Origin of the sequence: Pseudomonas sp. MF4836 (genome assembly GCF_002018875.1) — a bacterium.
GTDB lineage: Bacteria > Pseudomonadota > Gammaproteobacteria > Pseudomonadales > Pseudomonadaceae > Aquipseudomonas.
The window spans coordinates 620,591-646,095 of sequence record NZ_MVOL01000002.1 but is presented as its reverse complement, the minus strand read 5'-3'; the positions used below and the strand labels follow the sequence as shown (position 1 = coordinate 646,095).

Below are 25,505 nucleotides of genomic sequence, written 5' to 3'. Positions count from 1 at the left end.
CAACGATATGCCCACTGCCCTCTACCGTTTTATCCTCGCCTGCCTGCTGCTGTTGCCGCTGGCAGCCAGGGCCGGTGACGCCGAAGACTTCGTCGCGGCCAACCCGTCTCAGCAGGCTCAACTGCTGGAAGCCTGGGCTGCGCAGCCCGACCCGGCGCGCGTCGAACTGATCAACGCCTTGCAGCAAGGCCAGTTGACGGTCGATGGCCAAGCCAAGACCCTGCGCCTGAACAACCGCTTGCGGGGGCTGATCGACACCGCCCTGGCCAGCCACCAATTGCTTGCCGCCGACAGCAAGATCCGCCTCGCGGCAGCCCAGCAATTGCAAAAGAGCGCCAAGCCGGCGCAACTCACTTTCCTGGATCGGCAATTGGCCGCGGAACCGGACGCAAGCGTACACGCCGCCCTGAGCCTGGCCCTGGCCAACCTGCAACTGGTGGACAGCGACCCGGCGGTACGCCTGGCCGCCGTGCGCCTGCTCGGCGAAACCGGCGACCCGCTGGCCCGCACCCGCCTCGAAGGCCTGCTCGAACCCGGGGTCGAAGCCGACGCTGCGGTGCGCACCGCCGCCGAAACCAGCCTGGCCCAGGTCAAGCGCAAGCTGCTGGTGGGCGAGGTGCTGGGCCAGGCCTTCAGCGGTATGTCCCTGGGCTCGATCCTGCTGCTGGCGGCCCTGGGGCTGGCGATCACCTTCGGTTTGCTGGGGGTGATCAACATGGCCCACGGCGAGATGCTGATGCTCGGCGCCTACTCCACCTACGTGGTGCAGTTGCTGTTCCAGCGCTTCGCCCCGCAGGCCATCGAGTTCTACCCGTTGATTGCCCTGCCGGTGGCGTTTTTCGTCACCGCGGCGATCGGCATGGCCCTGGAGCGCACGGTGATTCGCCACCTCTACGGCCGCCCGCTGGAAACCCTGCTGGCGACCTGGGGCATCAGCCTGATGCTGATCCAACTGGTGCGCCTGGTGTTCGGCGCGCAGAACGTCGAGGTGGCCAACCCGGCCTGGCTCTCGGGCGGGATCCAGGTGCTGCCCAACCTGGTGCTGCCGTACAACCGCATCGTGATCATCGGCTTCGCGCTGTTTGTCGTGGTGCTCACTTGGCTGCTGCTGAACCGGACACGCCTGGGCCTGAACGTGCGCGCCGTGACCCAGAACCGCAACATGGCCGCCTGCTGCGGCGTGCCCACCGGGCGCGTCGACATGCTTGCCTTCGGCCTCGGTTCGGGGATCGCCGGGCTCGGCGGCGTGGCCCTGAGCCAGATCGGCAACGTCGGCCCGGACCTGGGCCAGAGCTACATCATCGACTCGTTCCTGGTGGTGGTGCTGGGCGGGGTCGGCCAGTTGGCCGGTAGCGTGCTGGCGGCCTTTGGCCTGGGCATCGCGAACAAGATTCTCGAACCGCAGATCGGCGCCGTGCTCGGCAAGATCCTGATCCTCGCGCTGATCATTCTGTTTATCCAGAAACGTCCGCAAGGCCTCTTTGCTCTGAAAGGACGGGTGATCGACTGATGAATCAACCACTGCTCGTTACCGCCAGCCAGAAAGCCGGGCCCAGGGTCACGCTCACCGTCGGTGCGCTGCTGCTCCTGGTGCTGCTGGCCTTGCCGCTGTTGTCGCTGCTGGCAGCGGACAACCCGCTGCACGTCTCGGCCTACACCCTGACCCTGGTGGGCAAGATCCTCTGCTACGCCATCGTCGCCCTGGCCCTGGACCTGGTCTGGGGCTATGCCGGGCTGCTGTCCCTGGGCCACGGGCTGTTCTTTGCCCTGGGCGGCTATGCCATGGGCATGTACCTGATGCGCCAGGCCTCGGGCGATGGCTTGCCGGCGTTCATGACCTTCCTCTCGTGGACCGAGCTGCCGTGGTACTGGGTCGGCACCAGCCATTTTCTCTGGGCCATGTGCCTGGTGGTGCTGGCCCCGGGATTGCTGGCCCTGGTGTTCGGTTTCTTCGCCTTCCGCTCGCGGATCAAGGGCGTGTATTTCTCGATCATGACCCAGGCCCTGACCTTCGCCGGGATGCTGCTGTTCTTCCGCAACGAAACCGGGTTTGGCGGCAATAACGGCTTCACCAACTTCCGCACCATTCTCGGTTTCGGCATTACCGAACCCGGGACCCGCGCGGTGCTGTTTTTCGCCACCGTACTGTTGCTGGTGGCCAGCCTGTGGATTGGCTGGCGCCTGGCGCAGAGCAAGTTCGGCCGGGTCCTGACCGCCCTGCGCGACGCCGAGAACCGCCTGATGTTCTGCGGCTACGACCCGCGCGGCTTCAAGCTCTTCGTGTGGGTGCTGAGCGCGGTGCTGTGCGGCCTGGCCGGGGCCTTGTATGTGCCCCAGGTGGGCATCATCAACCCCAGCGAAATGTCGCCGACCAACTCCATCGAGGCTGCCGTGTGGGTGGCCCTGGGCGGGCGTGGCACGCTGATCGGGCCGCTGCTGGGGGCCGGCGTGGTCAACGGCATGAAGAGCTGGTTCACCGTGGCCTTCCCTGAGTACTGGCTGTTCTTCCTCGGGGCGCTGTTTATCGTGGTGACCCTGTACCTGCCCAAGGGCGTGATCGGCCTGCTGAAAAAACGAGGTGAGCAATGAGAGTCACGGCGACGGCGGAGTTCATGCTCGAACCTATCCTGGAACCCAACAAGGACCAGGGCAGCAGCCGCGATGCCATCGGCCTCGGCCAGGCCGCTGGCAAGGGCCTGAACACGCGCCACGGGACGATCCTGACCCTGGAAGACATCAGCGTCAGCTTCGATGGCTTCAAGGCCCTCAACGACCTGAACCTGTACATCGGCGTGGGCGAACTGCGCTGCATCATCGGCCCCAACGGCGCGGGCAAGACCACCCTGATGGACGTGATCACCGGCAAGACCCGGCCCAGCCACGGCAAGGCCTGGTTCGGCGAGACCCTGGACCTGGCGGCGATGAGCGAAGTGCAGATCGCCCAGGCCGGGATCGGCCGCAAGTTCCAGAAACCCACGGTGTTCGAAGCCCTGAGTGTGTTCGAGAACCTGGAGCTGGCGCAAAAGACCGACAAATCGGTGTGGGCCAGCCTGCGGGCCCGACTCAGCGGTGAACAGCGCGACCGTATCGACGAGGTGCTGCAGACCATTCGCCTGACCGCCTCGGTCCAGCGCCCGGCGGGCCTGCTGTCCCATGGCCAGAAGCAGTTCCTGGAAATCGGCATGCTGCTGGTGCAGGACCCGCAGTTGCTGCTGCTCGATGAACCGGTGGCCGGCATGACCGACGCCGAAACCGAGTTCACCGCCGAACTGTTCAAGAGCCTGGCGGGCAAGCATTCGCTGATGGTGGTGGAGCACGACATGGGCTTCGTCGGCGCCATCGCCGACCACGTCACCGTGCTGCACCAGGGCAGCGTACTGGCCGAGGGCTCCCTGGAGCAGGTGCAAGCCGATGAACGCGTCATCGAGGTTTATTTGGGCCGATGAAGCGGCCAGCTGAAAGCTTCAAGCGGCAAGTTGAAAGCAAAACCGTACACCCGCTCTTTCTTGCAGCTTGCAGCTTGAAGCTTGCCGCTCTCCTATCTGAGGTTCTTCCATGCTCCAGATCCAACACCTTCATCAGTACTACGGCGGCAGCCACATTCTGCGTGGCCTGAGCTTTGACGTGACGGTGGGTGAAGTCATCTGCCTGCTCGGGCGCAACGGCGTGGGCAAGACCACCCTGCTCAAGTGCCTGATGGGCCTGCTGCCGACCAAGGAAGGCACGGTCACTTGGGAAGGCCAGGCCATCACCGGCTACAAACCGCACCAGCGGGTGCACGCCGGTATTGCCTATGTGCCCCAGGGCCGGGAGATTTTTCCGCGCCTGACGGTGGAGGAGAACCTGCTGATGGGGCTGTCACGTTTCGGCGCGAAGGAAGCCAAGGAGGTGCCGGCCTTTATCTACGAACTGTTCCCGGTGCTGCTGCAAATGAAGCAGCGTCGCGGCGGCGATCTGTCGGGCGGTCAGCAGCAGCAACTGGCTATCGGCCGCGCCCTGGCCAGCCGCCCGCGCTTGCTGATCCTCGACGAGCCCACCGAAGGCATCCAGCCTTCGGTGATCAAGGAGATCGGCGCGGTGATCAAAAAACTCGCGGCACGAGGCGACATGGCGATCCTGCTGGTGGAGCAGTTCTATGACTTTGCCGCTGAACTGGCCGACCAGTACCTGGTGATGTCCCGGGGTGAAATCGTCCAGCAAGGGCGGGGCGAAAATATGGAAACCGAAGGTGTACGCGGCCTGGTTACGATCTAACCTGTAGCCTCCTGACGATAAGCGCGAACCATGAATCTTCCTGCCCACACCGCGTTGTTCACCCCTAGCTGGCATGCCGAGCTGGAGCTGGGCTACGCCCGTTTCGGCGACACCACGCGTCCGGTGCAGCGCCGTCACCTGGGCCCGCTGCGGGTGCAGAAGCACCTGTATGCCGAAGGCCCCGAGGTCTGCCAGCACATCATCGTCCACCCCCCTGGCGGGATTGCCGGTGGCGACCGCCTGGACATCCGCGCCAGCGTCGGCACCGATGCCTGGGCGCAACTGACCAGCCCTGGCGCCGCCAAGTGGTACCGCGCCGCTGGGCCGGCGTACCAAAACCTTGAGCTGCACGTCGCCGCCGGTGCCACCCTGGAATGGCTGCCCCAGGAGAGCATCGTGTTCAGTGCCGCCCAGGCGGAACTGGCGACCGTGATCGAGCTTGAGGGCGACGCTCGACTGTTCTACTGGGACATCGTGGCCCTGGGCCGCCCGGCCAGCGGTGAACGCTTTGACCTCGGGCATTTTCAATCGCACCTGGATATCCGCCGTGACGGCCAGTTGCTCTGGCACGAACGCCAGCGCATTGTCGGGGGCGACGGCCTGCTGGACTCGCCCATCGGCCTGGACGGCCACCCGGTGTTCGCGACCCTGCTGGTCACCGGCGAAATCGACACGCAACTGCTGGAGACCTGCCGCTCCCTGCCCCACGAGGTACGCGGCGACCTGACACAACTGCCCGGGCTGCTGGTGGCCCGCTGCCTGGCCAGCGAAGCGCTGCTGGCCCGGGCCTGGCTGATCGACCTGTGGCGCCTGCTGCGCCCCGCCCTGCTCGGGCGCGAGGCCGTGCCGCCGAGGATCTGGAATACATGAAGCGCCTGTCACGCGGGACCGCCGCCCTGACGCGCTGAACCTTTTAACTGCCCAAACGGATTGAACACGATGGACCTGACCCCACGCGAAAAAGACAAGATGCTGATCTTCACCGCCGGCCTGGTGGCCGAGCGACGGCTGGCCCGTGGCGTGAAACTCAATTACCCGGAGGCCATGGCCTATATCTCCGCGGCGCTGCTCGAAGGCGCCCGTGACGGCCAGACCGTGGCCCAACTGATGCACTACGGCACCACCCTGCTCAGCCGTGAACAAGTGATGGAGGGCATCCCGGAAATGATCCCGGAGATCCAGGTCGAGGCGACCTTTCCCGACGGCACCAAGCTGGTCACCGTCCACCAACCTATCGCCTGAGGCCGCGCCATGACTTACCGCATCCGCGATGCACTGCATGCCGACCTGCCGGCGATCCGTGACATCTACAACGACGCTGTGCGCACTACCACGGCGATCTGGAACGAGCAGCCCGTGGACCTGGGCAACCGCCAGGCCTGGTTCAGCGCCCGGCAGGCCCAGGGCTATCCGATCCTGGTGATCATCAACGCCGACGAGGTGGTGCTCGGCTACGCTTCGTTCGGCGACTGGCGACCGTTCGACGGCTTTCGCCACAGCGTCGAACACTCGGTGTACGTGCGCGACGACCAGCGCGGCAACGGCCTTGGCCCACGCCTGATGGAAGCACTGATCGAACGCGCCCGGGGCTGTGACAAGCACGTAATGGTCGCAGCCATCGAAAGCGGCAACGAGGCTTCGATCCGCCTGCACCAGCGTCTGGGTTTCATCACCACCGGACAGATGCCTCAAGTAGGCACCAAGTTCGGACGCTGGCTGGACCTGACCTTCATGCAACTGATCCTCAACCCCGGGGCGCTGCCGCCCGCCATCGACAAGGAGTGATACCCGATGAACGCTGCCCAACTGCGCCGAGTACATGGGGAAAGTTTTGCCCATTACCGCCAGGGACTGAGTGATCTGCTGTTCGACGCGGTGCAGCACGGGGCCTCGATCGGCTTCATGGCCGACCTCGACCAGGCCCAGGCCGATGCCTACTTGCGCAACCTGCAGGCCGGGGTGGAAGACGCCAGCCTGCTGCTGTGGGTAGTGGTGGATAACGAAAAGGTCCTGGCCAGCGTGCAACTGGCGCTGTGCCAGAAACCCAACGGACGCAATCGCGCCGAGGTCCAGAAACTCCAGGTGCGCCACGACGCCCGTCGCCGCGGCCTGGGCCAGCAACTGATGACGGCCCTGGAGCAGGCAGCCCGCCAGAACAAGCGCGGCCTGCTGTACCTGGACACCGAAGCCGGCTCCCCCGCCGAGGACTTCTACCGCTCCCTGGGCTACATCCGGGTCGGTGAACTGCCCAACTACTGCCAGAGCCCGGACGGCACCTACACCCCGACCGCCATTTACTTCAAGACTTTGGGACTGCCCGCATGATTCCAGGCCAATACCAGATCCAGCCCGGCGACATCGAACTCAATGTCGGCCGCCGCACCTTGAGCCTGAAAGTGGCCAACAGCGGCGACCGGCCGATCCAGGTCGGCTCGCACTACCACTTCTTCGAGACCAATGACGCCCTGACCTTCGACCGCGCCGCCAGCCGGGGCATGCGCCTGAACATCCCGGCCGGCACCGCCGTGCGCTTCGAGCCGGGGCAGACCCGGGAAGTGGAACTGGTGGACCTGGCCGGGCATCGCCGGGTATTCGGCTTTGCCGGGCGAGTGATGGGCGCTCTTTGAGCGCAGCTTCAAGCTTCAAGCGGCAAGTAACAGCCATTTGCGGCGCTATCGATAGCTTTTGATTTTTCTTGCAGCGGGCAGCTTAAAGCTTGCCGCTTATTTCCGAGGACCGAGGAATGCGCATTTCCCGCGAGGCCTACGCCGACATGTTCGGCCCCACCGTCGGCGACAAGGTGCGGCTGGCCGATACCGAGCTGTGGATTGAAGTGGAAAAGGACTTCACCACCTACGGCGAAGAAGTGAAGTTCGGCGGTGGCAAGGTGATCCGTGACGGCATGGGCCAGGGCCAGTTGCTGGCGGCCGAGGTGGTCGACACCCTGATCACCAACGCCCTGATCATCGACCACTGGGGCATCGTCAAGGCCGATGTCGGCCTCAAGGACGGGCGCATCGCCGCCATCGGCAAGGCCGGCAACCCGGACATCCAACCCAACGTGACCATCGCCATCGGCGCCAGCACCGAAGTCATCGCCGGCGAAGGCATGATCCTCACCGCCGGCGGCATCGACACCCATATCCACTTCATCTGCCCGCAGCAGATCGAAGAAGCGCTGATGAGCGGCGTCACCACCATGATCGGCGGCGGCACCGGGCCAGCCACCGGAACCAACGCCACCACCTGCACCTCGGGACCCTGGCACATGGCGCGCATGCTCCAGGCCGCCGACGCCTTCGCGATGAACATCGGCTTTACCGGCAAGGGCAACGCCAGCCTGCCGGAGCCCTTGATCGAGCAGGTCAAGGCCGGGGCCATCGGCCTCAAGCTGCATGAAGACTGGGGCACCACCCCCGCGGCCATCGACAACTGCCTGAGCGTCGCCGACCAGTACGACGTCCAGGTGGCGATCCACACCGACACCCTCAACGAGTCGGGCTTCGTCGAAACCACCCTGGCCGCCTTCAAGGGCCGCACCATTCACACCTACCACACCGAAGGTGCCGGTGGCGGCCATGCGCCGGACATCATCAAGGCCTGCGGTTTTGCCAACGTGTTGCCGAGCTCGACCAACCCGACCCGGCCCTTCACCCGCAACACCATCGACGAGCACCTGGACATGCTGATGGTCTGCCATCACCTGGACCCAAGCATCGCCGAAGACGTGGCCTTTGCCGAAAGCCGCATTCGCCGCGAGACCATCGCCGCCGAAGACATCCTCCACGACCTGGGCGCGTTCTCCATGATCAGCTCCGACAGCCAGGCCATGGGCCGGGTCGGCGAAGTCATCACCCGCACCTGGCAGACCGCCGACAAGATGCACAAGCAGCGCGGTCCGCTGCCGGGCGACGGCGAGGGCAACAGCAACTTCCGGGTCAAGCGCTACATCGCCAAATACACCATCAACCCGGCGATCACCCACGGCATCAGCCACGAAGTGGGCTCGATCGAAGTCGGCAAGTGGGCAGACCTGGTGCTGTGGCGCCCGGCGTTTTTCGGGGTCAAGCCGACCCTGATCCTCAAGGGCGGGGCGATTGCCGCCAGCCTGATGGGCGACGCCAACGCTTCGATCCCAACCCCGCAGCCGGTGCATTACCGCCCGATGTTCGCCAGCTTTGGCGGCAGCCGGCATGCCACCAGCCTGACCTTTATCAGCCAGGCGGCCCTGGACGCCGGCGTGCCCGAGACCCTGGGCCTGAAAAAACGCATCGCGGTAGTCAAGGGCTGTCGCCAGGTGCAAAAGACCGACTTGATCCACAACGACTACCTGCCACAGATCGATGTCGACCCGCAGACCTATCAGGTCAAGGCCGATGGTGTGCTGCTGTGGTGTGAACCGGCGGAGGTGCTACCCATGGCACAACGTTATTTTCTCTTCTAGAACCCTGCACTGATCAGCCCGGAACCCTGTTTGGCAGCGCGAGTTTTGAAAACCCCGGTTTGGCGCTAAGATGCCACTCGATTTCTCACAATTGCCTGCAGGGTTCCCGGCTATGCGCCTGTCCGATTTCATCGTGCAACACGTTGATCGAATCGTTGATGAATGGGAGCAGTTTGCGAAATCCATCGCCCCTGCCGCCGACTCCATGACCCGCCTGCAATTGCGCGATCACGCAAAATCGATCCTGCTGGCCGCTGCGCGCGACATGCGCACCGCCCAGACCGCCCATGAACAACAGGCCAAGGCCAAGGGCGAAGGGCCGGAAAAAACCCCAAGCCTGGATGAGGCCGCCGCCAGCCATGGAGAACTGCGGCACACCGTGGGCTTTGACCTGGCGCAGATGACCTCCGAATTTCGCCACCTGCGCGCCTGCGTGATCCGCCTGTGGGTGGGCAGCCTGGAATCACCGGACCTGATGTACTTCCAGGACATGATCCGCTTCAACGAAGCCATCGACGAAGCGCTGGCCGAGTCCACCGCGGCCTATGCCGAACAGGTCGATCGCTCGCGGGATATCTTCCTGGCGATTCTCGGTCATGACCTGCGCGCGCCGTTGCAGGCCGTGAGCATGTCCACCGAGATGCTGGCGCGGCGTGTCGCGCTGGACGCCGAGGGCCTGGCCTACGTGGCGCGGATCAAGAGCGGCGCGCGACACATGGGGGCGATGGTCAGTGACTTGCTGGAGTTTGTGCGCAGCCGGCTGGGCAGCGGCTTGCCGATCGAGCCGGCACCGATGGACCTGGCCAGCGCCGCCAAAGCGGCCATGGATGAAGCCTGCGCCGGGCAGCCCGATTGCTCCCCCTCGCTGAATTTCCACGGTGATGGCCACGGCATCTGGGATCGCGGGCGCATCGAACAGATGCTGCAGAACCTGATCGGCAATGCGCTGCAGCACGGAAACAACAGCCGCACCGTGACCGTGACCATCACCGGCGGCGCCGAACAGGTGTTGCTGACGGTGCACAACTACGGCACGCCCATCCCCAAGGACGCCCTGAGCACTTTGTTCGACCCCCTGGTGCGCAGCGCCAGTGAAGAACTCGGCACTCCCTCCACCAGCCTTGGCCTGGGGTTGTTTATCGTCAAGGAAGTGGTCAGCGCGCACCAGGGCAGCATCGAAGTCAGCTCCAACGAAAGCGACGGTACCACCTTCACCGTCACCCTGCCCCGGGTTTCCCGGGCACAGCCCTGAAAACACAACTGGGCGCCAAGGCGCCGACGTTTTCCTGAAACATCCGCGATGTTTATCAGGGCCAGCGTCCGAACGCGGCCCGAGGCTTCGGCAGCGGCTACAGGTCAGTCGAGGACCAGGCGCCCCAGGCGTTGTTTGAGCATGCGATTTTCCGCGCGCAGTTCGCGCACTTCATCCAGCAGGTCCAGGGCCAGGGCCACGCCTTGCCACTCCAGTTCCAGGTCGCGGTGCAGGATGGCCGCGCGCTTGGCCAGGGCCAGCTGGTAATCGTTGAAACGCCAATCCTTGGGCGCCTGGCCCTGAGGTTCGAGGATCCCGTGTTCGACGATTTCGATCACGTAAGCGGCCGACAGGTCGGTCACCTCACAGAATTCTTCCATGTCCAGCTGAACGATCAGGGTACTCATACTCAGCTACTCCATTCTCGAATCAAAAATGTTCCCGTGGGTCGAACGCCGCCTTTTTCGCCAGCTCCTGCCACAACGCCTTGACGTCATCGTCAGCCTGTTTCGGCATCACCGCCTTGAGCTGGACGAACAGCGAACCACGCTCGCCGGCCTTGTTCAGCAAGCCATGGCCCTTGGCGCGCATGCGCTGGCCGTTCTGGCTGCCGGCCGGCACCTTGAGGTTGATCTTGCCGGTCAGGGTCGGCACCGCGACCTCGGTACCCAGCGCCAGCTCCCACGGAGCCAGGGGCAAGGTGATGATCAGGTTCTCGCCTTCGACGTCGAATTTCGGGTGCGGGGCGAAGCGAATGGTCAGGTACAGGTCACCATTGGCCCCACCGCCCACACCCGGCGCGCCCTGGCCCTTGAGGCGGATACGCTCGCCATCGCTGACCCCGGCCGGGATTTTCACGTTCAGGCTCTTGCTGGTGTTGCTCACATGCTGGCCGGCGGCGTTGTACTGCGGCACCTGGAAGCTGATCTTCTTCGACTCGGCAGAGAGGGTTTCTTCAAGAAAGATCGGCAGTTCCATTTCCACATCCTGTCCACGACGTCCGGCGCTGCGCCGCGATTGTTCACCACCACCAAAGCCCGGGCCACGGTTACCGAAGATCGAACTGAAGAAGTCCGAAAAGTCGCCGGTATCCTGGCCACCGCCAAAACCGCCACGGCCCTGCCAGCCCGGCGGCCCCTGGAACGGTTGGCCGTGCTGGCCGTATTTGCGCATTTCGTCGTATTCGGCGCGTTTGTCGGCACTTTTCAGCGCTTCATAGGCTTCCGAGGCGTCCTTGAACTTTGCCTCGGCGTCCTTTTCCTTGCTGACGTCAGGGTGGTACTTGCGCGCCAGCTTGCGATAGGCCGCTTTGATCGCCTTGTCGTCCGCCGTCGGTTCCACACCGAGAATCTTGTAATAGTCTTTGAAGTCCATCGAGGGAATCACCATCCGTTATCAATATCGCGCGGCATACAGTGCAGCATGCTCTCATTGGCAGCATAAGGATTGATCAATCTCAACCCGTTGACTGGTGCGGCGCATCAAAAGTTTATCGGCAATCGCCGGCGGTTCTTGCGAGCGCCCGGTGATTGCCCGGCTCATGCCTGCAAGTTTGGGGTGAAGAATAGTCTTTCAAGGCAGGAAAAGGTTTCGATTTAGCGGATAGTCGGCCTTCGAATCTGCCAGCGACTGGCATACACTGCGCGGCCGTTTTTTAACCGGAACTTGAAAGACATGAAAAACGCATCTCCGGCCCGTGCCTGCGGTATCGACTTTGGCACGTCCAACTCCACTGTCGGCTGGCTGCGCCCCGGCATGGAAACGCTTATCGCGCTGGAGGATGACAAGATCACCCTGCCCTCGGTGGTGTTCTTCAATATCGAAGAACGTCGCCCGGTGTACGGTCGCCTGGCGTTGCACGAGTACCTGGAAGGCTATGAAGGCCGCCTGATGCGCTCGCTGAAAAGCCTGCTGGGCTCCAAGCTGATCAAGCACGACACCAGCGTGCTGGGCACGGCGATGCCCTTCAAGGACCTGCTGGGCCTGTTTATCGGCCAACTCAAGGCCCGCGCGGAAACCGCCGCCGGTCGGGAATTCGAGGAAGTGGTCCTGGGTCGCCCGGTGTTCTTCGTCGATGACGATGCCGCCGCCGACCAGGAAGCTGAAAACACCCTGGTGGAGGTGGCGCGCAAGCTGGGCTTCAAGGAAGTGTCCTTCCAGTACGAACCCATCGCCGCAGCCTTCGACTACGAGTCGACCATCGAACGCGAAGAACTGGTGCTGATCGTCGACATCGGCGGTGGTACGTCCGACTTCTCCCTGGTACGCCTGGCCCCCGAGCGCCGCGACCTGGACAACCGCCACGACGACATCCTGGCCACCGGTGGCGTGCACATCGGCGGTACCGATTTCGACAAGCAATTGAGCCTGCAAGGCCTGATGCCGCTGTTCGGCTACGGCAGCCGGATGAAAAGCGGCGCCTACATGCCCACCAGCCACCACATGAACCTGGCGACCTGGCACACCATCAACTCGGTGTACTCGCAAAAATCCCAGCTGGCCCTGGGCAGCATGCGCTACGACATCGAAGACACCGGTGGCATCGACCGCCTGTTCAAGCTGATCGAGCAGCGTGCCGGCCACTGGCTGGCGATGGAAGTCGAGGAAACCAAGATCCAGCTGACCCACACCGACAGCCGCCACGTGCCCCTGGACCGTATCGAGCCGGGGTTGAGCGTGGAGCTGAGCCGGGCGCTGTTCGAGTCGGCCATCGACAACTTGCTGGAGCGCATCCGCAACAGCGTGACCCAGTTGCTGGACGATGCCAGCGTCGATGTGGCCCAGGTCGACACGGTGTTCTTCACCGGCGGTTCCAGCGGCATCCCGGCCCTGCGCCAGAGCATCTCGGCCATGCTGCCCAATGCCCGCCACGTCGAAGGCAACATCTTCGGCAGCATCGGCAGCGGTCTGGCGATTGAAGCCAGGAAGCGCTACGGCTAGAAACCCGCTCGACCGTCGTGCCCCAGGGCTGGGGAAAATTTTCGCAAGGAACCGAAACGATGAACCTGTACAAACTGTTGCCCCTGCTCGCCGCCCTGCTGCTGACCGGCTGCAAGGAAGACTTCATGTCCCTGCACTTCGAGCAGCCGGTTGGGTACCAGGGCCAGCAGGTCAATGGCAGTGTCAGCGCCTTGTTGGTGGAGGCGATTCGCGCCCGCGGCATCGATCCTGAAAAGGTCGAGCTGGAGCTGGATGAGCAAGACAGCCGAGTGGTTCATCTGTCCCTCAAGGACAGCCTGAGCCCCGAGCAGCGCGAGGCATTGCGCGCACTGTTCGATGACATTCTCAAAGCGCGAACGGCCAGCAGCATGGCCATCGACATGACACTCGAACCGCAGCCGGGGGACGCGCCCCCGCAGCCGACCACCCTGACCCTGTCCATCAACTCCGAGGTCAGGCTTTCGGCGCGCTACCTGCTGCTCGACCGGGCACTGGGCTATTACAACAAGAGTGGGGTTCCGGTCGAAATCGTCTGCAATATCCAGGGCCAACTGGACGGCGACCTGCCCTTCAACGCGGTGAGCGTGCAACAAGTTCCCGGGCAATCACCGGAGCATGTGCGCATCAACTACCGCAGCCAGGGGTATAGAAAAAAGACCGTGACCGGCCAAATGATCGTCAAGGACACCCAATTGCGCGAAAGCGTGCGCAAAGGCGAGATTCGCCTGTGGAGCGAAGACATGGTTCAGGACGACCTGCTGCGGACCAAGCTGCAACTGTCGATTGAAGTCGCCAACCTGGGTGAACAGTTGCTAACCGCCGACTTCAGCCCCGATAACCGTAACGACGATTGGAACGCTCAATGCGCCGAGAAGATCCAGCAACTGGGCCGGCCGTTCTCGTTCCATATCGGCTCAGGTCTTGATCGCCTCCAGTCGGTCACCTATGAGGGCGACAAGCGCAATTGAAGCAAGCGGCGGCCTAGACCAGCCCCGCCAGCTTCAACTCGCTTTTCAGGTAGGCGTAGTAAATCGGCCCTGCCACCACCCCCGGCAGGCCGAACGCGGCCTCGAACACCAGCATCGCCAGGAGCAACTCCCAGGACTTGGCACTGATCTGCCCACCGACGATTCGCGCGTTGAGGAAGTATTCCAGCTTGTGGATAAAGATCAGGTAGCCCAGCGCCGCCACCGCCACCCAGATCGACAGTGACAGCCCGACTATGGTGATCAGGGTGTTGGAGATCAGGTTGCCGATTACCGGCAGCAGGCCCAGGAGGAAGGTCAGCACAATCAGGGTCTTGGTCAGCGGCAGCTTGACCCCGAACATCGGCAGTACCACCGCGAGGAAGATCCCGGTGAAGAAGGTGTTGAGCAGGGAAATCTTGATCTGGGCAAACACGATGTTGCGAAACGCCTGGACCAGCAGGTGCAGGCGATCGAACAGGGCAGCGGCCAACGGTTTGCGCTTGGTCAGGTCGGGCACCCGCTGCAAGGCGATGATCGCCCCCAGCACCATGCCGATCAGCAAGGTCACGAACATATGGGCCGCGTCCTTGCCCACCAGTTGCAACTCACTCAAATGCTTGCTGGCCCAGGCGCCAATCGCGGCCTGGAATTCTGCGGCACTGGCCGGCAGGTAGGAGTCGAGAAACGGCGGCAGCTGGCCACGCGCCTTGTCGACCACGGCCATGAATTTATCCAGGGAAGCGCCTGGGTTTTCCGCCTCGTGCAGCAGAAAACTGATGGCCCCGGCAAACAGCAGCGTCAGCAGGCTGACCACCAGGGTGCCGAGCAACGCCACTGCCAGCCAACGCGCGCGTCTTCCTTCGATCAGCCGTTGCAGCTGCGGGGTGAGCATATTGACCAGCTCGAAAACCAGCAGCCCGGCCAGCAGGCTTGGCAATAGTCGCAGCGGCAGAACCAGAAGCAACCCGCCGAAAATGATGACCCAACTGAACAACAACAGATGACGCTGAGAAAACGTTGGCATATAGCCTCAAAACGAACGGCTTGAAAAGATTGGCAGTCTGCCAGCGTTCTCCGGGCACGAATAGGGGCAGGCGCCGTAAGGAAAGCGGCTCAATTATTTACAAGAGTGTCGCGACAGCCGTTGGTTCGAATCAATGGTGCCATCAGAGCGCTGGCGCGGCCGAGTCAGGCAGCGGCACGTCGTAGCCGCAGTAATGCAGAAAGGTCAGGTTCAGGCGCTTGTCGGGGTAGTCATCGCCCCAGGGCAGGTTCTTGTCCAGACGCGACTTGACGTGGCTACAGAAGGCTTGCAGATCCGCCTGCGCCTTGGCCAGCACCGGTGCGGGCAATCGATTGATTTTCAGGCTCTGGAAGAACGGTTCGATAAAGACCTGATCCAGGTCGTAGCCCTTGGTTCCCAAGGGCAGGCGCTGGCCCGCATGCACGTAGAAAGGCTGCTTCAAGCCGCTCTCCTGCTCCCAGCACCAGTACTTGACCTCATCCTCGAAAATGCCAACCGCCTTCCCTTCCCAGCGCTCGTAGGTACGCAGGCATTGAAAACCCTGGTGTGTCACCCAATCGAAACTGCTGGGTTTGACCCCGTGATAGGAAGGCAACGCCTGCCTGGCCACCAGATCGTCCTTAAACGCCTGCTTGGGATAGAGCAGCCCGTCCGACCTGCCACTGAGAAAGCTGTTGACCCGCATATAGAGCCCGGACGCCGTCACCTGGATATCGCCATAGGAAAAGGTTCCGGACGTCCCCACGGAGAGAGCATCAAGTCCCTTCTCATAATAAAACCCGCTGGTGATCGTCCCGCAGGGCGCATGACGAAAAGGCCCCGGCAGGTCGAAGGAATAACGCTGCATCAACGTGACCCGCTTGGCGCCTTCGGTGCAGAGCATGCGGTTGTCGAAGCGAGCATTCTCGTAGACCAGGGGCGGGTTGCTGCACCCGCTGCCCAGGATCAGCAACCCGCCTGCCACGACTGCTCTGAGAATCTTCATAGCTTGTTGGTCTTGTTGGCCGGATCGGGCAAGCGCGTGTGGGTGCCGTTGGCGTCGATCACCGTCGGCGTGATGTAGCGCGAATTGCCTTTGAACTGATCTTGCAGGGCGTTGGGTTGATCACCGCACATGGCTTTGGACACGCACAAGTAGTTGGAGTGAGGGCTGGCCGCACCCAGCAACGACGTGCTGGTGGTCAGGGAACCAAAGAAGCGCGCCACCGGGTCGGACGAATGAAGGAAGTTGCCGCCCAACAAGTCAGACACGGTATCGGTGACGGGCAACATGCCGAAGAAGTTTTTCGACCCGGGACGGTTCACCTGGAAGTACGCGCCGTCCTCAATGTTGAACCCGGCCTCCTTGGCTGCCTGGAAGAAACTCGTCGAGCCCACAGGTGCGCCGGACAATTGGATGCTGCCCACTTTGCCATTGAGGTTGAAGTCCAGCCCCGAGATCCCGCGGTAGGTCAGGAGACCACCCTGGCTGTGGCCGGCGATGTCCAGTTTGTAATTGTCGTCGATGCCAGCCTGATAGAAGTCATGCAGTTCGCGCGCGTTACCGGAGCGCACTACCCCCCCCAGCGCCACATCCCACAATGACTCGACCAGGTCGCCCAATATGCCGTGCTCCGGGTTGTAGGCCTGCATGAAGGTATCCGAGCCGGTCTGCATAGCGCCATTGACCAGGGCCGAGAGCAGCGAGTTCTGAATGCCGTTGGTGAAAATCGCACCATCGCCATCCGGCCGGCTGATCTCAACCAGGCTCTGATCTTTCTTGAGCACCGGTTTGCCACCGTCATCTACTTTGATGGTCTTGCCGTCTGACTCGTATTCGAAGCCGGTTTTGACTCGATAAAAACGCATGTCCCCGGTCAACAGAGTCGGCACCTGGGTAATCAGGCCACCATGACTTTCAACACCCGGCATGACCCCGAGGGTGTAGGTGGACGCCTTGTCCATGACGGTTTCCAGCAGCCCCGGAATCCATGCCAATGGCCACAGCGACGGGTTCTCTTCAAGCGCCGCGCTGGCGGCACCGCTCAAGGCGGCGTACTGGCTAAAAATCCCCGCCGCGTTCTTGCCATAGTCCTTCACACCCTGGCGCCAGTTGTTCACGGTATCCACCGGATGCGACACGCCGTCCAGGGAGGACTGGCTGACATACAGGTCGGTGCGTTTTTCCTTGTCCTTGGTGATCTCGAAGGCCTTGGTCAGATCGCGGTTCAGGCCTGTCGTGGAGTCCACGCCAGTCTTGGCGTCGTTGCGCACGATGATGCTGCCGGCGCCCACGGTGGCGCGAACTTCCTGCTCCTTCTCCTTGCGGTAGTCATAACCGCTGACGCTCCAGCCCGCGACGCCATTCTGGCCCTTGCCGGCGACGCTCTTGTCAGTGGTGAAGGCGACGTCCTTGCCGCCCGTCGACTTGGCGCCGTCGCCACCGCCGCCCCAGGCGAAGGAGCCGCCCGCGTTGACGTAGTAGCTGTGCTCCTTGTCCTGGCCGGAGATATCGCGGAAGCCCAGGGTGTTGGTGTCCAGCTTCAGCTTGCCGTTGTCGGCGGCGATCACCGCACCGTCGATCTGGGTATGGTTTTCGGTGCGGATATCCACGCCGTTCTTGCCGGTGATACTGGTCTGTTCCTGTACCCAATCGGTCTTGCCGGTGGTCTTGCCCACCCCCAGCGAGCCGCTGACACTGCCACCGCCGCCCAGGCCGATGCTCACCGTCACACTGGCATCCAGTTGCTTGCCGCTGACTTTTCCGGTATCGGGCACCGAGGACACGGTCAGGTCACCGCCCACCCGGCCGATGACTTCATCGCCACGCAAGGTCGCACCGGAAATAGTGCTGTCCTTGCCGCTGGTGAAGCGCAACTGGTCACCGGCAACGAGGTTGGCGTTCTGCTGCCGTTCGTTCTCGCGATCAAGCTTGCCCTTGCCCATATCGACACTGGCATACACAGAGATGAAGTCCTTGCCGCCCACTGCCAGGCCGACTTCACCGCCGCCACTGCTGCGATCGGACTCACTGCTGGAGTCATTCTGCGCCGCGCGAATGGTCAGGTCCTTGCCGGCACTGAGGTCGATATCCCGCCCGGCATGGACCTGGGTCCCAATCAGCGTCAGGTTGTCACGGGCTTCAAGGCTGACGTCACGCCCGGCCAGAAACACCGAAGGCGTACTGGTGCCATCGCTGAGCTGCTCGGTAGCCGAGCCGACACTGCCGCCGATCCCGGCCCGGGCACTGCCACCGCCGCTCTGGCCGTTGATGCCACCCTGGCTGCGGGTGGTCTTGCTCTCTTCCGAGACCACGCCACGCGCCACATCCACGGTGATGTTGCGCCCGGCCAGGGTGATATCGCGCCCGGCGTCAAACTGGCTGCCACGGACAGTGATGTCATTGCCGGCCACGGCACTGATGTCTCGACCCGCGCCCACATTCGACGGACTGTTGCTCCGGACTTCCTGGCGTGAGCTGGTGGCCTGGCTGGCCGAGCCGAAGTGGGTTGCGCTGGTCGGCCCGGAGGTGAACTGGTTGATCGAATCCACGGTGCTCAGCACGCTCGAGGCCTTGCTCACGCCGTCTTCACCCTTGCCGGTGCCTGCGAGGGCGTCCTTGGTGTTGCCATAGTTGTGGCTGATATTGACCGTCAGGCCGTTGCGGTCGCGGCTCTTGCTGTTTTCCTGAATCGAGGTTTCCTTGCCGGCATCGACATTGATGTCGCGTCCGGCCTGCAGGTTGACGTCGCGATTGGCGTCGATCCGCGAACCTTCCACAGTCAGGTCGCGACCGGTCTTGATGTTGACGTCCTGCCCGGCCAGCAACTGGCTCTCGGCGACCGTCTGCTGGGCATTGCGCGATTTCTCCTTGAGGGCCTCACGCCCCAGGAAGGCGGTGACGCCGTTACGGTCGCTTTCCAGGGACAAGCCGGTGTGCTTCTCGCTTTTCCAATTGCTCTGGTCCTGGCTGTTGCTGCCGGCCAGGACATTGACGTCGCGCCCCGCACCGACGTTGAGGTCGCGCACCGCCGCAGCGGTACTGCCGATCATGTTCACATCACGGGCCGCTTGCAGCGTGGTATCACGCCCGGCACTGACCACACTGCCGACGCTCTGGGTCTGCAGGTTTTCCTGCCCCGACTTCTTGGACGAGGCAATCGAGATAAAACTGCCGGAACTGGATAAACCGACCTTGCTCCGGTACTTCTCGCTTTGGCTGGTGGACTCGTTCGCCGCATCGATCAGGTTGATGTCGCCGTTCTTGTCGATCAGCCCTGCTCGCAGTTCCGCATCACGCTTGGCCTCGACGGTGCTGGCCGACAGGTTGACGTTGGTGCCGGCGATGATCACGGCGTCATTGCCGGCGCTCAGCTCGCTGCCCACCTGGGTGGTGGTGCTGGAACTGCGGCTGTTGCCACTTTTATTGAGGCCGAAGCTGCCTTTTTTCTTCTGGCTGTAGGCGCTGTCCTGCTGCTCTTGCGCCGAGACCAGGCTCACATCGCCACCGGCGCCGAGCAACAGGTCATTGCCGGCTTTCAACTGGCTGCCGACCACGGTGACATCGCGCCCGCCATTGAGGCTGATGCGGCCGTCCTTGTCCTGGCTGACATTGACCATCAGGTCATGCCCGGCGCTGATTTCAGAACCGACGTTGGTGGTGGCTGAATCCGCGCTGCGGGTGGTCTTGCTGCTGCCCCAGGAGCCTTTTTTCTTCTGGGAGAAGGTCGACGCCTCTGCGTCCTGGGCCGAAGCGATGACCATATCGCGCTCGGCATTGAGCGTCAGGTCCTTGCCCGCAGCGACCTTGCTCGCCACCACCGCCAAATCACGCCCGGCATTGAGTTCGAGATTGCCCTGGGTGGTCACGCTGGAACCCAGGTTCTGCAGCGTGTCCTTGGTGACCAGGCCACGGCTGATGGCGCTCTGGGTGAAGGTATGGTCCTGCACCGCGAGCAGATCGATATCCCGGCCGGCACTGAGCTTGGCATCGCCGGCGCTGCTGATCTGGCCTGCGTTGGTCAGGTCGCGTCCGGCACTGAGGTCCAGCTGCTGCCGCGCGCTGATCTGGCTGCCCTGATCCAGCACCGTGCGCGAACCCGAGCCATAACCCACTGCAACGGCGGTGCGGTCGTTGATCAGGTCGCCTTTGATCGCGGTGACACTCACCTGGTTACCGCGGATTTCACCGCCCAGGGCATTACGCACGCTGTCCTGGGCCATCAGGCTGACCCGCTGGTTGGCCTCCACCAGGCCACCCTGATACAGGTTGCCGCCGGCATTGACGCTCAGGTCATTGCTGGCGCGCAGGGTGCCGACGTTGGTCAGGTCATTGCCTGCCAGCACGGTCATATCCCGCCCTTGCACCAAGCTGCCGCCGCGCAGATTGCGCGAGTCGGCCTGGGCCAGGTACAGCACCGGCACCAATACCTGTTCGCCCTGCACCTGGCGGGTTTCCATCCACACGATGTCGTGGGTCAAGGCCGCCACTTGCTGCGCGTTGAGGGAGACCCCGACGCTCAGTTGCAACTGGTCCTTGGACGCAATGGCGTTATCCATCAGGTAGCGATACTGGTCGTAATCGCTGGTCAGACTGGCCGCCAGGAAGCGTTGCCCGGTTTGCGCCAACACGGCCTCGCGAATCAGCCGAGTCTCATACAGCCCGTCGCCCAGGCGGCGCCAGGTCTGGTCGGTGTTGTAGTTGAGATGGCCGAGCATGTAGTCGGAGCTCATGAAGCGCGACAGATCGGTAAAGGCCGGGTTGGTCTCGATCAGGTAACGACCGCTGGGGTTCTGGCTCTTGACGAACATGCCGTACTCGCCCTGGGGCAGGTGGTAGCTCGCAAGCGAAGTCGGATCGACCGCAACGAACGGCGTGCCGCTGAAGTCCACTGGCACGAAACCGACCTGGGTGCTGCCATCGGCGGCTACGCGCTCGACGCGCTGCACATCCTTGGCTTCCTGATTGCTGGCGGCAGAGCTTTGCGCATTGACCGTGATCACCTGGCCACCGGCCTGGGACAGGTTGTTCTGCAACTGCTGGCCCGTCAGTTGGGCGCGGCTCTGTTCGGTCAGGGTGCCGTTTTCAAGATTGCCACTGACTTGCAGGTTCAGCCGCTGACCCGCTTGCAAGGTCGAGGCGTAGCCTGTTTGTGTGCCCGGCAGGAGGGTGCTGTTGGAGGCCCAGACCGGGTATTGCAAAATCACCGCCGGCACCGGTTCCTGATGGTCGGGGGCAACATTTGCATTACGGGCATTCCAGGCAACCGTTTCTTGCTGGGCATAGCGGAACGCGCTTTTGGAAACGCCATGCAACAGGTAGGAAATACTCTCGACCCGCTTGTTCAAGGTCGAGCCGCGGTTGTAGAAGTTATTGGCGGTGACAAAGGCATCGCGGTTGGCAGCGATCAGGCTTTGCTTGTTTTCCACGGTGTCGGCATGAAGGATCAGGTCACGATTGGAGACCAGCCGTGCAGCCGGCGATTGCTCCAGGACCTTGTCCTCGTAGGTGGTGTTGACGATGTAAGTCCCGGTGTTGTGGTCGCCGGAGCAGTCGGTGCAATTGATGTCGATACGGCGACTGACGATGCTTTCGCCGATCTTGAATTTGTCCATGGCGTTTTCCAGCAACCCCACGTCGATGTACATGTCGCCTTCGCTTTCGATGGTGCCGGAACGGTTGCTGAGCAACGCCGCTCGCCCGCCATCCAACGCGGTGAAACTGAGGTTGCCGGCGCTGTAGATATCGCCGTAGCTGTTGGCCAGGCCGTTGCCGCGCAGGATCATGTCGGCGCCGCTGTAGATCAGCGTGTCGGCCGAGGTGGTGATGCCATTGGCCGAGCGCAGTTCCAATTGCCCCAGGGCGCCCAGGGTGCCGCGGTTGTTGATCTGCGCTGCGGACACCGACAGGTTCTGGCTGGCGATCAGGCGCCCCAGGTTGTCCAGGGTGCCGCGCAGGTTCAGTTGGGTATCACCGCCACTGGCGATACGTCCGCCGAGCTGGCTCAAGTCGGTGGCGCCGACCGTGAGTTTTTTCTGCGCCGAAAGCAGGCCGCTGTTGTTCAGGTTGCCACCCAGCTCCAGGGCCAGGTCGCCATCGCTGACCAGCTCGCCCCCGTTGTTCAGGTTCACCGCGGCCAGGCGCAGGCCGCTGGCGCTGGCAATGCGGTCGCCGGCATTCAGGCTGAGATCACCCGAGGTGCTCAAGTCCAGTGCGCCATTGAGCTGCAACAGCCCGGCGCCATTGACCGCGCCGATATCCCAATCGCCGTGGCCGAGACCGGTGATACGGCCCTGGCTGCCCGCAAGCCCGGCCAGGTCCAGCTTGAACAGGCCGCCCCCGGCATGTTCGATGCTCCCCAGGGAGTTGCTCAACAGCCCGGCGTTGAGGGCAAATGCAGCCGTACCGATGGCCAGCGATCCGCCCTGGTTATTCAGGTTGCCGGTCAGCGCAACAGTGCCCAACTGCCCCGCCAGCGTCCGCACTCGACCGCCGCTGCTGTTGTCCAGGTTGCCGCCGGTAAGCAGCAGGCCGTCAGCCGATTCGATCAGGCCACCCTGGTTCAACAGGTCGCCACGGGCCGCCAGTTCCAGTTGCCGGGCGCTGACTTCGCCACCCCGATTGTCCAGCAGTTGCCCGGAAGAGCTGAGCAAGCCGTTCGCATACAGCTTGCCGGCCTGGTTGGTCAGGCGGTCGACTGTCAATTTCAGCGCGCCGGATTGGCTGCTGATCAGGCCGGCCTTGCCATCCAGGGCACTGTTATCCACAGAGCCGGCAGTCAGCGCAACGCTGGCGCCTTGCAAGGTCCCACCACGGTTATCCATGGCGCCCTGGGCCAGGGCCACTTCGGCATGGCTGTCCTTGGCCAGGATCATGCCCCCGCGGTTATCCAGGTTGCCCGTGATCAGCTCCAGGCCCGCACCGCCCGCGAGCAATTGGCCCTGACGGTTATCCACAGCCGCGCCCTGGATTTCCAGGCGCTTGCCCTTCAAGGTGCCACCCAGGTTGTCGAGCTGACTGAACTGGCTGACCCGCAGTTTCTGCTCGCCGGCATCGATCAGTCCGGCGTTGTTGTTCAAGGCGCCACTGAGGGTCAGGGCGACATTGCCGGCCTGGGCGACCAGTGCGCCCTGGTTGCTGTTGTCCAGGCTGTCGGCATTGATCACCAGGCTATTGCCGAGCATCACGCCCGCGCTGTTGCTCAACTGGCCACCGTCGATCTGCAAGGCGCCATCGCTCTGGATCCGCCCCTGGCTGTTGCTCACCTGACCCGGTGCGGTGCCGTTGGGGTTGATGGTCAACGTCAAGCCATCGGTTCCGGCCGCGAGCAGCCCCTTGGCCTGGTTGTCCAGGCCGCTGGCGGTGACCGTCAGGCGGTCACCCACCAGGCGCCCGCCACGGTTGTCGAGCATCCCGCTGCTGGTCAGCACCAGTTGGTTGCCCACCACGACCCCTTGCTGGTTGCCGACGCTGCCGGCTTCGACCTGCACATTGCCCTGTTTGGCTTGCAGATGGCCCAGGGCGTTATTCAGGTGCTGCTTGACGATCAGCGTCAGCGGACCGTTCTCGGCGCTGAGCACGCCGTTGGCGTTGTCGCTGAGCCCGTCGAGGTGGGTCGTCAGTTCGTTGCCGAGGACACGACCCTGATTGTTCGCCAGGTCACCGGCTTGCAGATTCAGTGTTTGCCGGCCTTGCAGCAGGCCGCCGCTGTTATCCACATCCCCGGCCTTGAGCTTGAGCACATCACCGTTGATGGTGCCGCCCTGGTTGGCCAGGCTGCCGCGACTGTCCAGAGTCAGTTGCGGCGCAATCAAAGTGCCGCCACGGTTGTCCAGGCTCGCCATCTTGAGGTCGAGCGCGGTAGTGGCCTGGATCTGCCCACCGGCATTGATCAGGTCCTGGTCGAGGGTGATTGCGGTCGCCCCGTTCTCTGCGCTGATCATGCCTTTCTGGCTGTTGTCCAGGCGTTGCGCGGTCAGGGTGATCTGGTCGCCCAGCAAGCTGCCGCCACGGTTCAGGGCTTCACCCGCTTGCACTTCAAGCAGGCTCTTGGCCTGGAGGTGGCCGCCGTCGTTATCGAGCTGGCCGCTGATCTTGAAAATCGCACTGCCCTGGCTCGCACCGATCAGGCCTTGCTGGTTGTTGAGGCGATCAACCCTGACCAGTACCTGGTCGGCAATCACCTTGCCTTTCTGGTTGATAAAATCGCTGGTACGCAGGTTCAGACCGGCACCGGCAACCTCGATCCGCCCGCCAGTGTTGTCCAGGCTGGCAAGGTTGAGGTCGACCGCCTGGCCGTCACCAAAGCGGATCAGCCCGCCGAGGTTGACGATGGCCGGGGTGTCGAGGGTGAGGGTGTGCTGCGCAAGCAGCCGCGCCTGCTCGCCCTGGCTGACCAGGCGCGCGGTGCTCACTTGCACCTTGGCGCCCTGTATCACGCCGTTGTTGTTTTCGACGGCCTGTTGCGCCTTCACGTTGAGCGTGCGGCTGGCCAGCACATTGCCCTGGTTGCTCAGGGTCTGGCTGACGAGGGTCACATCGCCCGTGGCGGTGCGCGTGTTATCCGGGTTGACACCCGCCTCGATGATGCCGTTGTTGCGTATGTGGCTGCCGCTGGTGACCTGTACTTTGTCCCGCGCGGCGAGGCTCTTGCTGACGGTCACGGCGCCGCGGCTGTCGATCCGCGCCTCGGTGCCCGCATAGGCCGGGCCCTGAAGCTCGACGCTCTGGGCCTTGATGGCGATGGCCTGGTTGGCGCCCATGCTGGCTACGGTTACCTTGCCGCTGGCATCGATCTGGATGTCGCCGGTGCTGGCGGCCATTTCGCCGGAGATGTTCACCCCCACGCCCTTTTCCGTGCCCACCAGACGGATCGCCCCGGCGTACATACCGCCCAGGGCCGAGCTGTCGATGGCCATTTCCGGCTTGGCACTGCCGTCGTCTGCACGCGCGGTGACGCTCAGGTCATCGGCGCCGACATCGTTGCGGCCGGTGATGACATTGAGCTTCTTCGCGTACAGGTCGGCATTGAGTTTGGTGCTGCGGGTGATGAGGTCGAACTGGTCGATATTGCTGGCGTTGAGCCCCGCGCCCTCGATGGAGATATCCCCGCCATCGACCTGGAAATGATCGAGTTTCTGGCCATTGATCACCGGTTTGCCGGTGGTCAGGGTGGCGCGCGGCGTATTGATGAAGCCGCAGCCGTTGCAGGTGATGCCATGGGGGTTGGCGACTATCACCCGCGCCGCCTGGCCCGCGACTTCGGTGTAGCCCTTGAGGGTGCTGCGGTTACTGCCGGTGACTTCGTTGAGGATGACTTGCGCGGCCTGGCCCTTGAGGTTCGCGTTGCCCGGGATGTAACCGCCAAGCTGGGTGTTCTGCACCGAATTGACGCTGTTGTTGAGGATCAGGCCGTTACTGCCGACGTTGTATTCGCTGAATTTGTTGTGGGACAGCCCGCTGCCGTTGGTCCCATTGATATTGACCACCGGCACGCCATTGCCTGCCTGGCCGATGGTGGCATTGCCACCCGCCTGGGGATCGAGCGTCAGCCCGGCGGCGACGCTGACAATCGGGTTCAGGAAAATGATGCCCGACAGTGATAGGGCAATGCATTGAGCAAAGGGCTTGCGAACGTCCATGTG

Annotated in this window: 18 protein-coding genes; 13 read left to right on the top strand and 5 right to left on the bottom strand. The window is 63.1% G+C overall.

Translation table 11 applies throughout. The features are described 5' to 3' along the window. The first annotated feature begins 7 nt into the window (after nt 1-7). The 11 genes from urtB (at nt 8) to MF4836_RS06170 (ending at nt 9,950) form a co-directional block, all read left to right on the top strand. Entirely contained in the window at nt 8-1,510 is a 1,503-nt protein-coding gene (urtB, locus tag MF4836_RS06220; protein ID WP_078469604.1) for an urea ABC transporter permease subunit UrtB, read from the top strand. Then, entirely contained in the window at nt 1,510-2,589 is a 1,080-nt protein-coding gene (gene urtC, locus MF4836_RS06215; protein WP_078469603.1) for an urea ABC transporter permease subunit UrtC, read from the top strand. The genes urtB and urtC overlap by 1 nt, the downstream gene beginning before the upstream one ends. Beyond that, nucleotides 2,586-3,446, top strand: coding sequence for an urea ABC transporter ATP-binding protein UrtD (gene urtD, locus MF4836_RS06210; RefSeq protein ID WP_078469602.1), 861 nt, complete (start codon nt 2,586-2,588; stop codon nt 3,444-3,446). Before urtC ends, urtD begins: the two co-directional genes overlap by 4 nt. A gap of 109 nt (nt 3,447-3,555) precedes the next feature. Continuing rightward, a complete protein-coding gene (urtE, locus tag MF4836_RS06205; protein ID WP_078469601.1) occupies nt 3,556-4,254 on the top strand; it encodes an urea ABC transporter ATP-binding subunit UrtE in 699 nt (232 codons plus the stop codon). A gap of 30 nt (nt 4,255-4,284) precedes the next feature. Beyond that, entirely contained in the window at nt 4,285-5,124 is an 840-nt protein-coding gene (locus tag MF4836_RS06200) for an urease accessory protein UreD (protein ID WP_078469600.1), read from the top strand. 69 nt (nt 5,125-5,193) lie between these two features. Next, complete coding sequence (locus MF4836_RS06195) at nt 5,194-5,496, top strand: urease subunit gamma (protein WP_020298739.1); 303 nt, start codon at nt 5,194-5,196, stop codon at nt 5,494-5,496. Between the two features lie 9 nt (nt 5,497-5,505). Further along, on the top strand, nt 5,506-6,039 hold the full coding sequence (locus tag MF4836_RS06190; protein WP_078469599.1) for a GNAT family N-acetyltransferase: 534 nt from the start codon (nt 5,506-5,508) through the stop codon (nt 6,037-6,039). Between the two features lie 6 nt (nt 6,040-6,045). After that, nucleotides 6,046-6,579 (top strand): GNAT family N-acetyltransferase, encoded by a 534-nt coding sequence (locus MF4836_RS06185; protein WP_078469598.1) that lies wholly within the window; start codon nt 6,046-6,048, stop codon nt 6,577-6,579. Beyond that, the gene (locus MF4836_RS06180; protein WP_078469597.1) at nt 6,576-6,881 is read left to right on the top strand and encodes an urease subunit beta; all 306 of its coding nucleotides are present in this window, start codon (nt 6,576-6,578) and stop codon (nt 6,879-6,881) included. Before MF4836_RS06185 ends, MF4836_RS06180 begins: the two co-directional genes overlap by 4 nt. A 116-nt stretch (nt 6,882-6,997) precedes the next feature. After that, nucleotides 6,998-8,698, top strand: coding sequence for an urease subunit alpha (gene ureC, locus MF4836_RS06175; protein WP_078469596.1), 1,701 nt, complete (start codon nt 6,998-7,000; stop codon nt 8,696-8,698). 112 nt (nt 8,699-8,810) lie between these two features. Beyond that, on the top strand, nt 8,811-9,950 hold the full coding sequence (locus tag MF4836_RS06170) for a sensor histidine kinase (RefSeq protein ID WP_078469595.1): 1,140 nt from the start codon (nt 8,811-8,813) through the stop codon (nt 9,948-9,950). Between the two features lie 104 nt (nt 9,951-10,054). Here the strand turns inward: MF4836_RS06170 and MF4836_RS06165 are convergent, their stop codons facing one another. Further along, nucleotides 10,055-10,357 carry a chaperone modulator CbpM gene (locus MF4836_RS06165; RefSeq protein WP_020298733.1) on the bottom strand — a complete coding sequence of 101 codons (303 nt, stop codon included), beginning with the start codon at nt 10,355-10,357 and terminating at the stop codon, nt 10,055-10,057. A 22-nt stretch (nt 10,358-10,379) separates the two neighbouring features. Beyond that, on the bottom strand, nt 10,380-11,324 hold the full coding sequence (locus tag MF4836_RS06160) for a DnaJ C-terminal domain-containing protein (RefSeq protein WP_078469696.1): 945 nt from the start codon (nt 11,322-11,324) through the stop codon (nt 10,380-10,382). A gap of 300 nt (nt 11,325-11,624) precedes the next feature. On the opposite strand from MF4836_RS06160, the gene MF4836_RS06155 reads away from it, so the two are divergent. Together MF4836_RS06155 and MF4836_RS06150 are read left to right on the top strand one after the other, a co-directional pair. After that, nucleotides 11,625-12,890 (top strand): Hsp70 family protein, encoded by a 1,266-nt coding sequence (locus tag MF4836_RS06155; protein ID WP_078469594.1) that lies wholly within the window; start codon nt 11,625-11,627, stop codon nt 12,888-12,890. A 59-nt stretch (nt 12,891-12,949) separates the two neighbouring features. Next, nucleotides 12,950-13,858 (top strand): hypothetical protein, encoded by a 909-nt coding sequence (locus MF4836_RS06150; RefSeq protein WP_078469593.1) that lies wholly within the window; start codon nt 12,950-12,952, stop codon nt 13,856-13,858. A 13-nt stretch (nt 13,859-13,871) separates the two neighbouring features. Here MF4836_RS06150 and MF4836_RS06145 read toward each other — a convergent pair whose 3' ends face one another. The 3 genes from MF4836_RS06145 to MF4836_RS06135 form a co-directional block, all read right to left on the bottom strand. Beyond that, entirely contained in the window at nt 13,872-14,882 is a 1,011-nt protein-coding gene (locus MF4836_RS06145; RefSeq protein ID WP_078469592.1) for an AI-2E family transporter, read from the bottom strand. A gap of 142 nt (nt 14,883-15,024) precedes the next feature. After that, the gene (locus MF4836_RS06140) at nt 15,025-15,867 is read right to left on the bottom strand and encodes a hypothetical protein (protein WP_078469591.1); all 843 of its coding nucleotides are present in this window, start codon (nt 15,865-15,867) and stop codon (nt 15,025-15,027) included. Continuing rightward, the gene (locus MF4836_RS06135; RefSeq protein WP_078469590.1) at nt 15,864-25,502 is read right to left on the bottom strand and encodes a hemagglutinin repeat-containing protein; all 9,639 of its coding nucleotides are present in this window, start codon (nt 25,500-25,502) and stop codon (nt 15,864-15,866) included. The genes MF4836_RS06140 and MF4836_RS06135 overlap by 4 nt, the downstream gene beginning before the upstream one ends. Nucleotides 25,503-25,505 lie beyond the last annotated feature (3 nt).

Bases quoted from the DNA above. Each gene is read 5' to 3' on its own strand.
- MF4836_RS06135 (WP_078469590.1), bottom strand. From the start codon at position 25,502: ATGGACGTTCGCAAGCCCTTTGCTCAATGCATTGCCCTATCACTGTCG.
- MF4836_RS06170 (WP_078469595.1), top strand. From the start codon at position 8,811: ATGCGCCTGTCCGATTTCATCGTGCAACACGTTGATCGAATCGTTGAT.
- MF4836_RS06190 (WP_078469599.1), top strand. From the start codon at position 5,506: ATGACTTACCGCATCCGCGATGCACTGCATGCCGACCTGCCGGCGATC.
- MF4836_RS06155 (WP_078469594.1), top strand. From the start codon at position 11,625: ATGAAAAACGCATCTCCGGCCCGTGCCTGCGGTATCGACTTTGGCACG.
- urtE (WP_078469601.1), top strand. From the start codon at position 3,556: ATGCTCCAGATCCAACACCTTCATCAGTACTACGGCGGCAGCCACATT.
- ureC (WP_078469596.1), top strand. From the start codon at position 6,998: ATGCGCATTTCCCGCGAGGCCTACGCCGACATGTTCGGCCCCACCGTC.
- MF4836_RS06185 (WP_078469598.1), top strand. From the start codon at position 6,046: ATGAACGCTGCCCAACTGCGCCGAGTACATGGGGAAAGTTTTGCCCAT.
- urtC (WP_078469603.1), top strand. From the start codon at position 1,510: ATGAATCAACCACTGCTCGTTACCGCCAGCCAGAAAGCCGGGCCCAGG.
- MF4836_RS06180 (WP_078469597.1), top strand. From the start codon at position 6,576: ATGATTCCAGGCCAATACCAGATCCAGCCCGGCGACATCGAACTCAAT.
- MF4836_RS06145 (WP_078469592.1), bottom strand. From the start codon at position 14,882: ATGCCAACGTTTTCTCAGCGTCATCTGTTGTTGTTCAGTTGGGTCATC.
- MF4836_RS06195 (WP_020298739.1), top strand. From the start codon at position 5,194: ATGGACCTGACCCCACGCGAAAAAGACAAGATGCTGATCTTCACCGCC.
- MF4836_RS06165 (WP_020298733.1), bottom strand. From the start codon at position 10,357: ATGAGTACCCTGATCGTTCAGCTGGACATGGAAGAATTCTGTGAGGTG.
- urtD (WP_078469602.1), top strand. From the start codon at position 2,586: ATGAGAGTCACGGCGACGGCGGAGTTCATGCTCGAACCTATCCTGGAA.
- MF4836_RS06200 (WP_078469600.1), top strand. From the start codon at position 4,285: ATGAATCTTCCTGCCCACACCGCGTTGTTCACCCCTAGCTGGCATGCC.
- urtB (WP_078469604.1), top strand. From the start codon at position 8: ATGCCCACTGCCCTCTACCGTTTTATCCTCGCCTGCCTGCTGCTGTTG.
- MF4836_RS06140 (WP_078469591.1), bottom strand. From the start codon at position 15,867: ATGAAGATTCTCAGAGCAGTCGTGGCAGGCGGGTTGCTGATCCTGGGC.
- MF4836_RS06150 (WP_078469593.1), top strand. From the start codon at position 12,950: ATGAACCTGTACAAACTGTTGCCCCTGCTCGCCGCCCTGCTGCTGACC.
- MF4836_RS06160 (WP_078469696.1), bottom strand. From the start codon at position 11,324: ATGGACTTCAAAGACTATTACAAGATTCTCGGTGTGGAACCGACGGCG.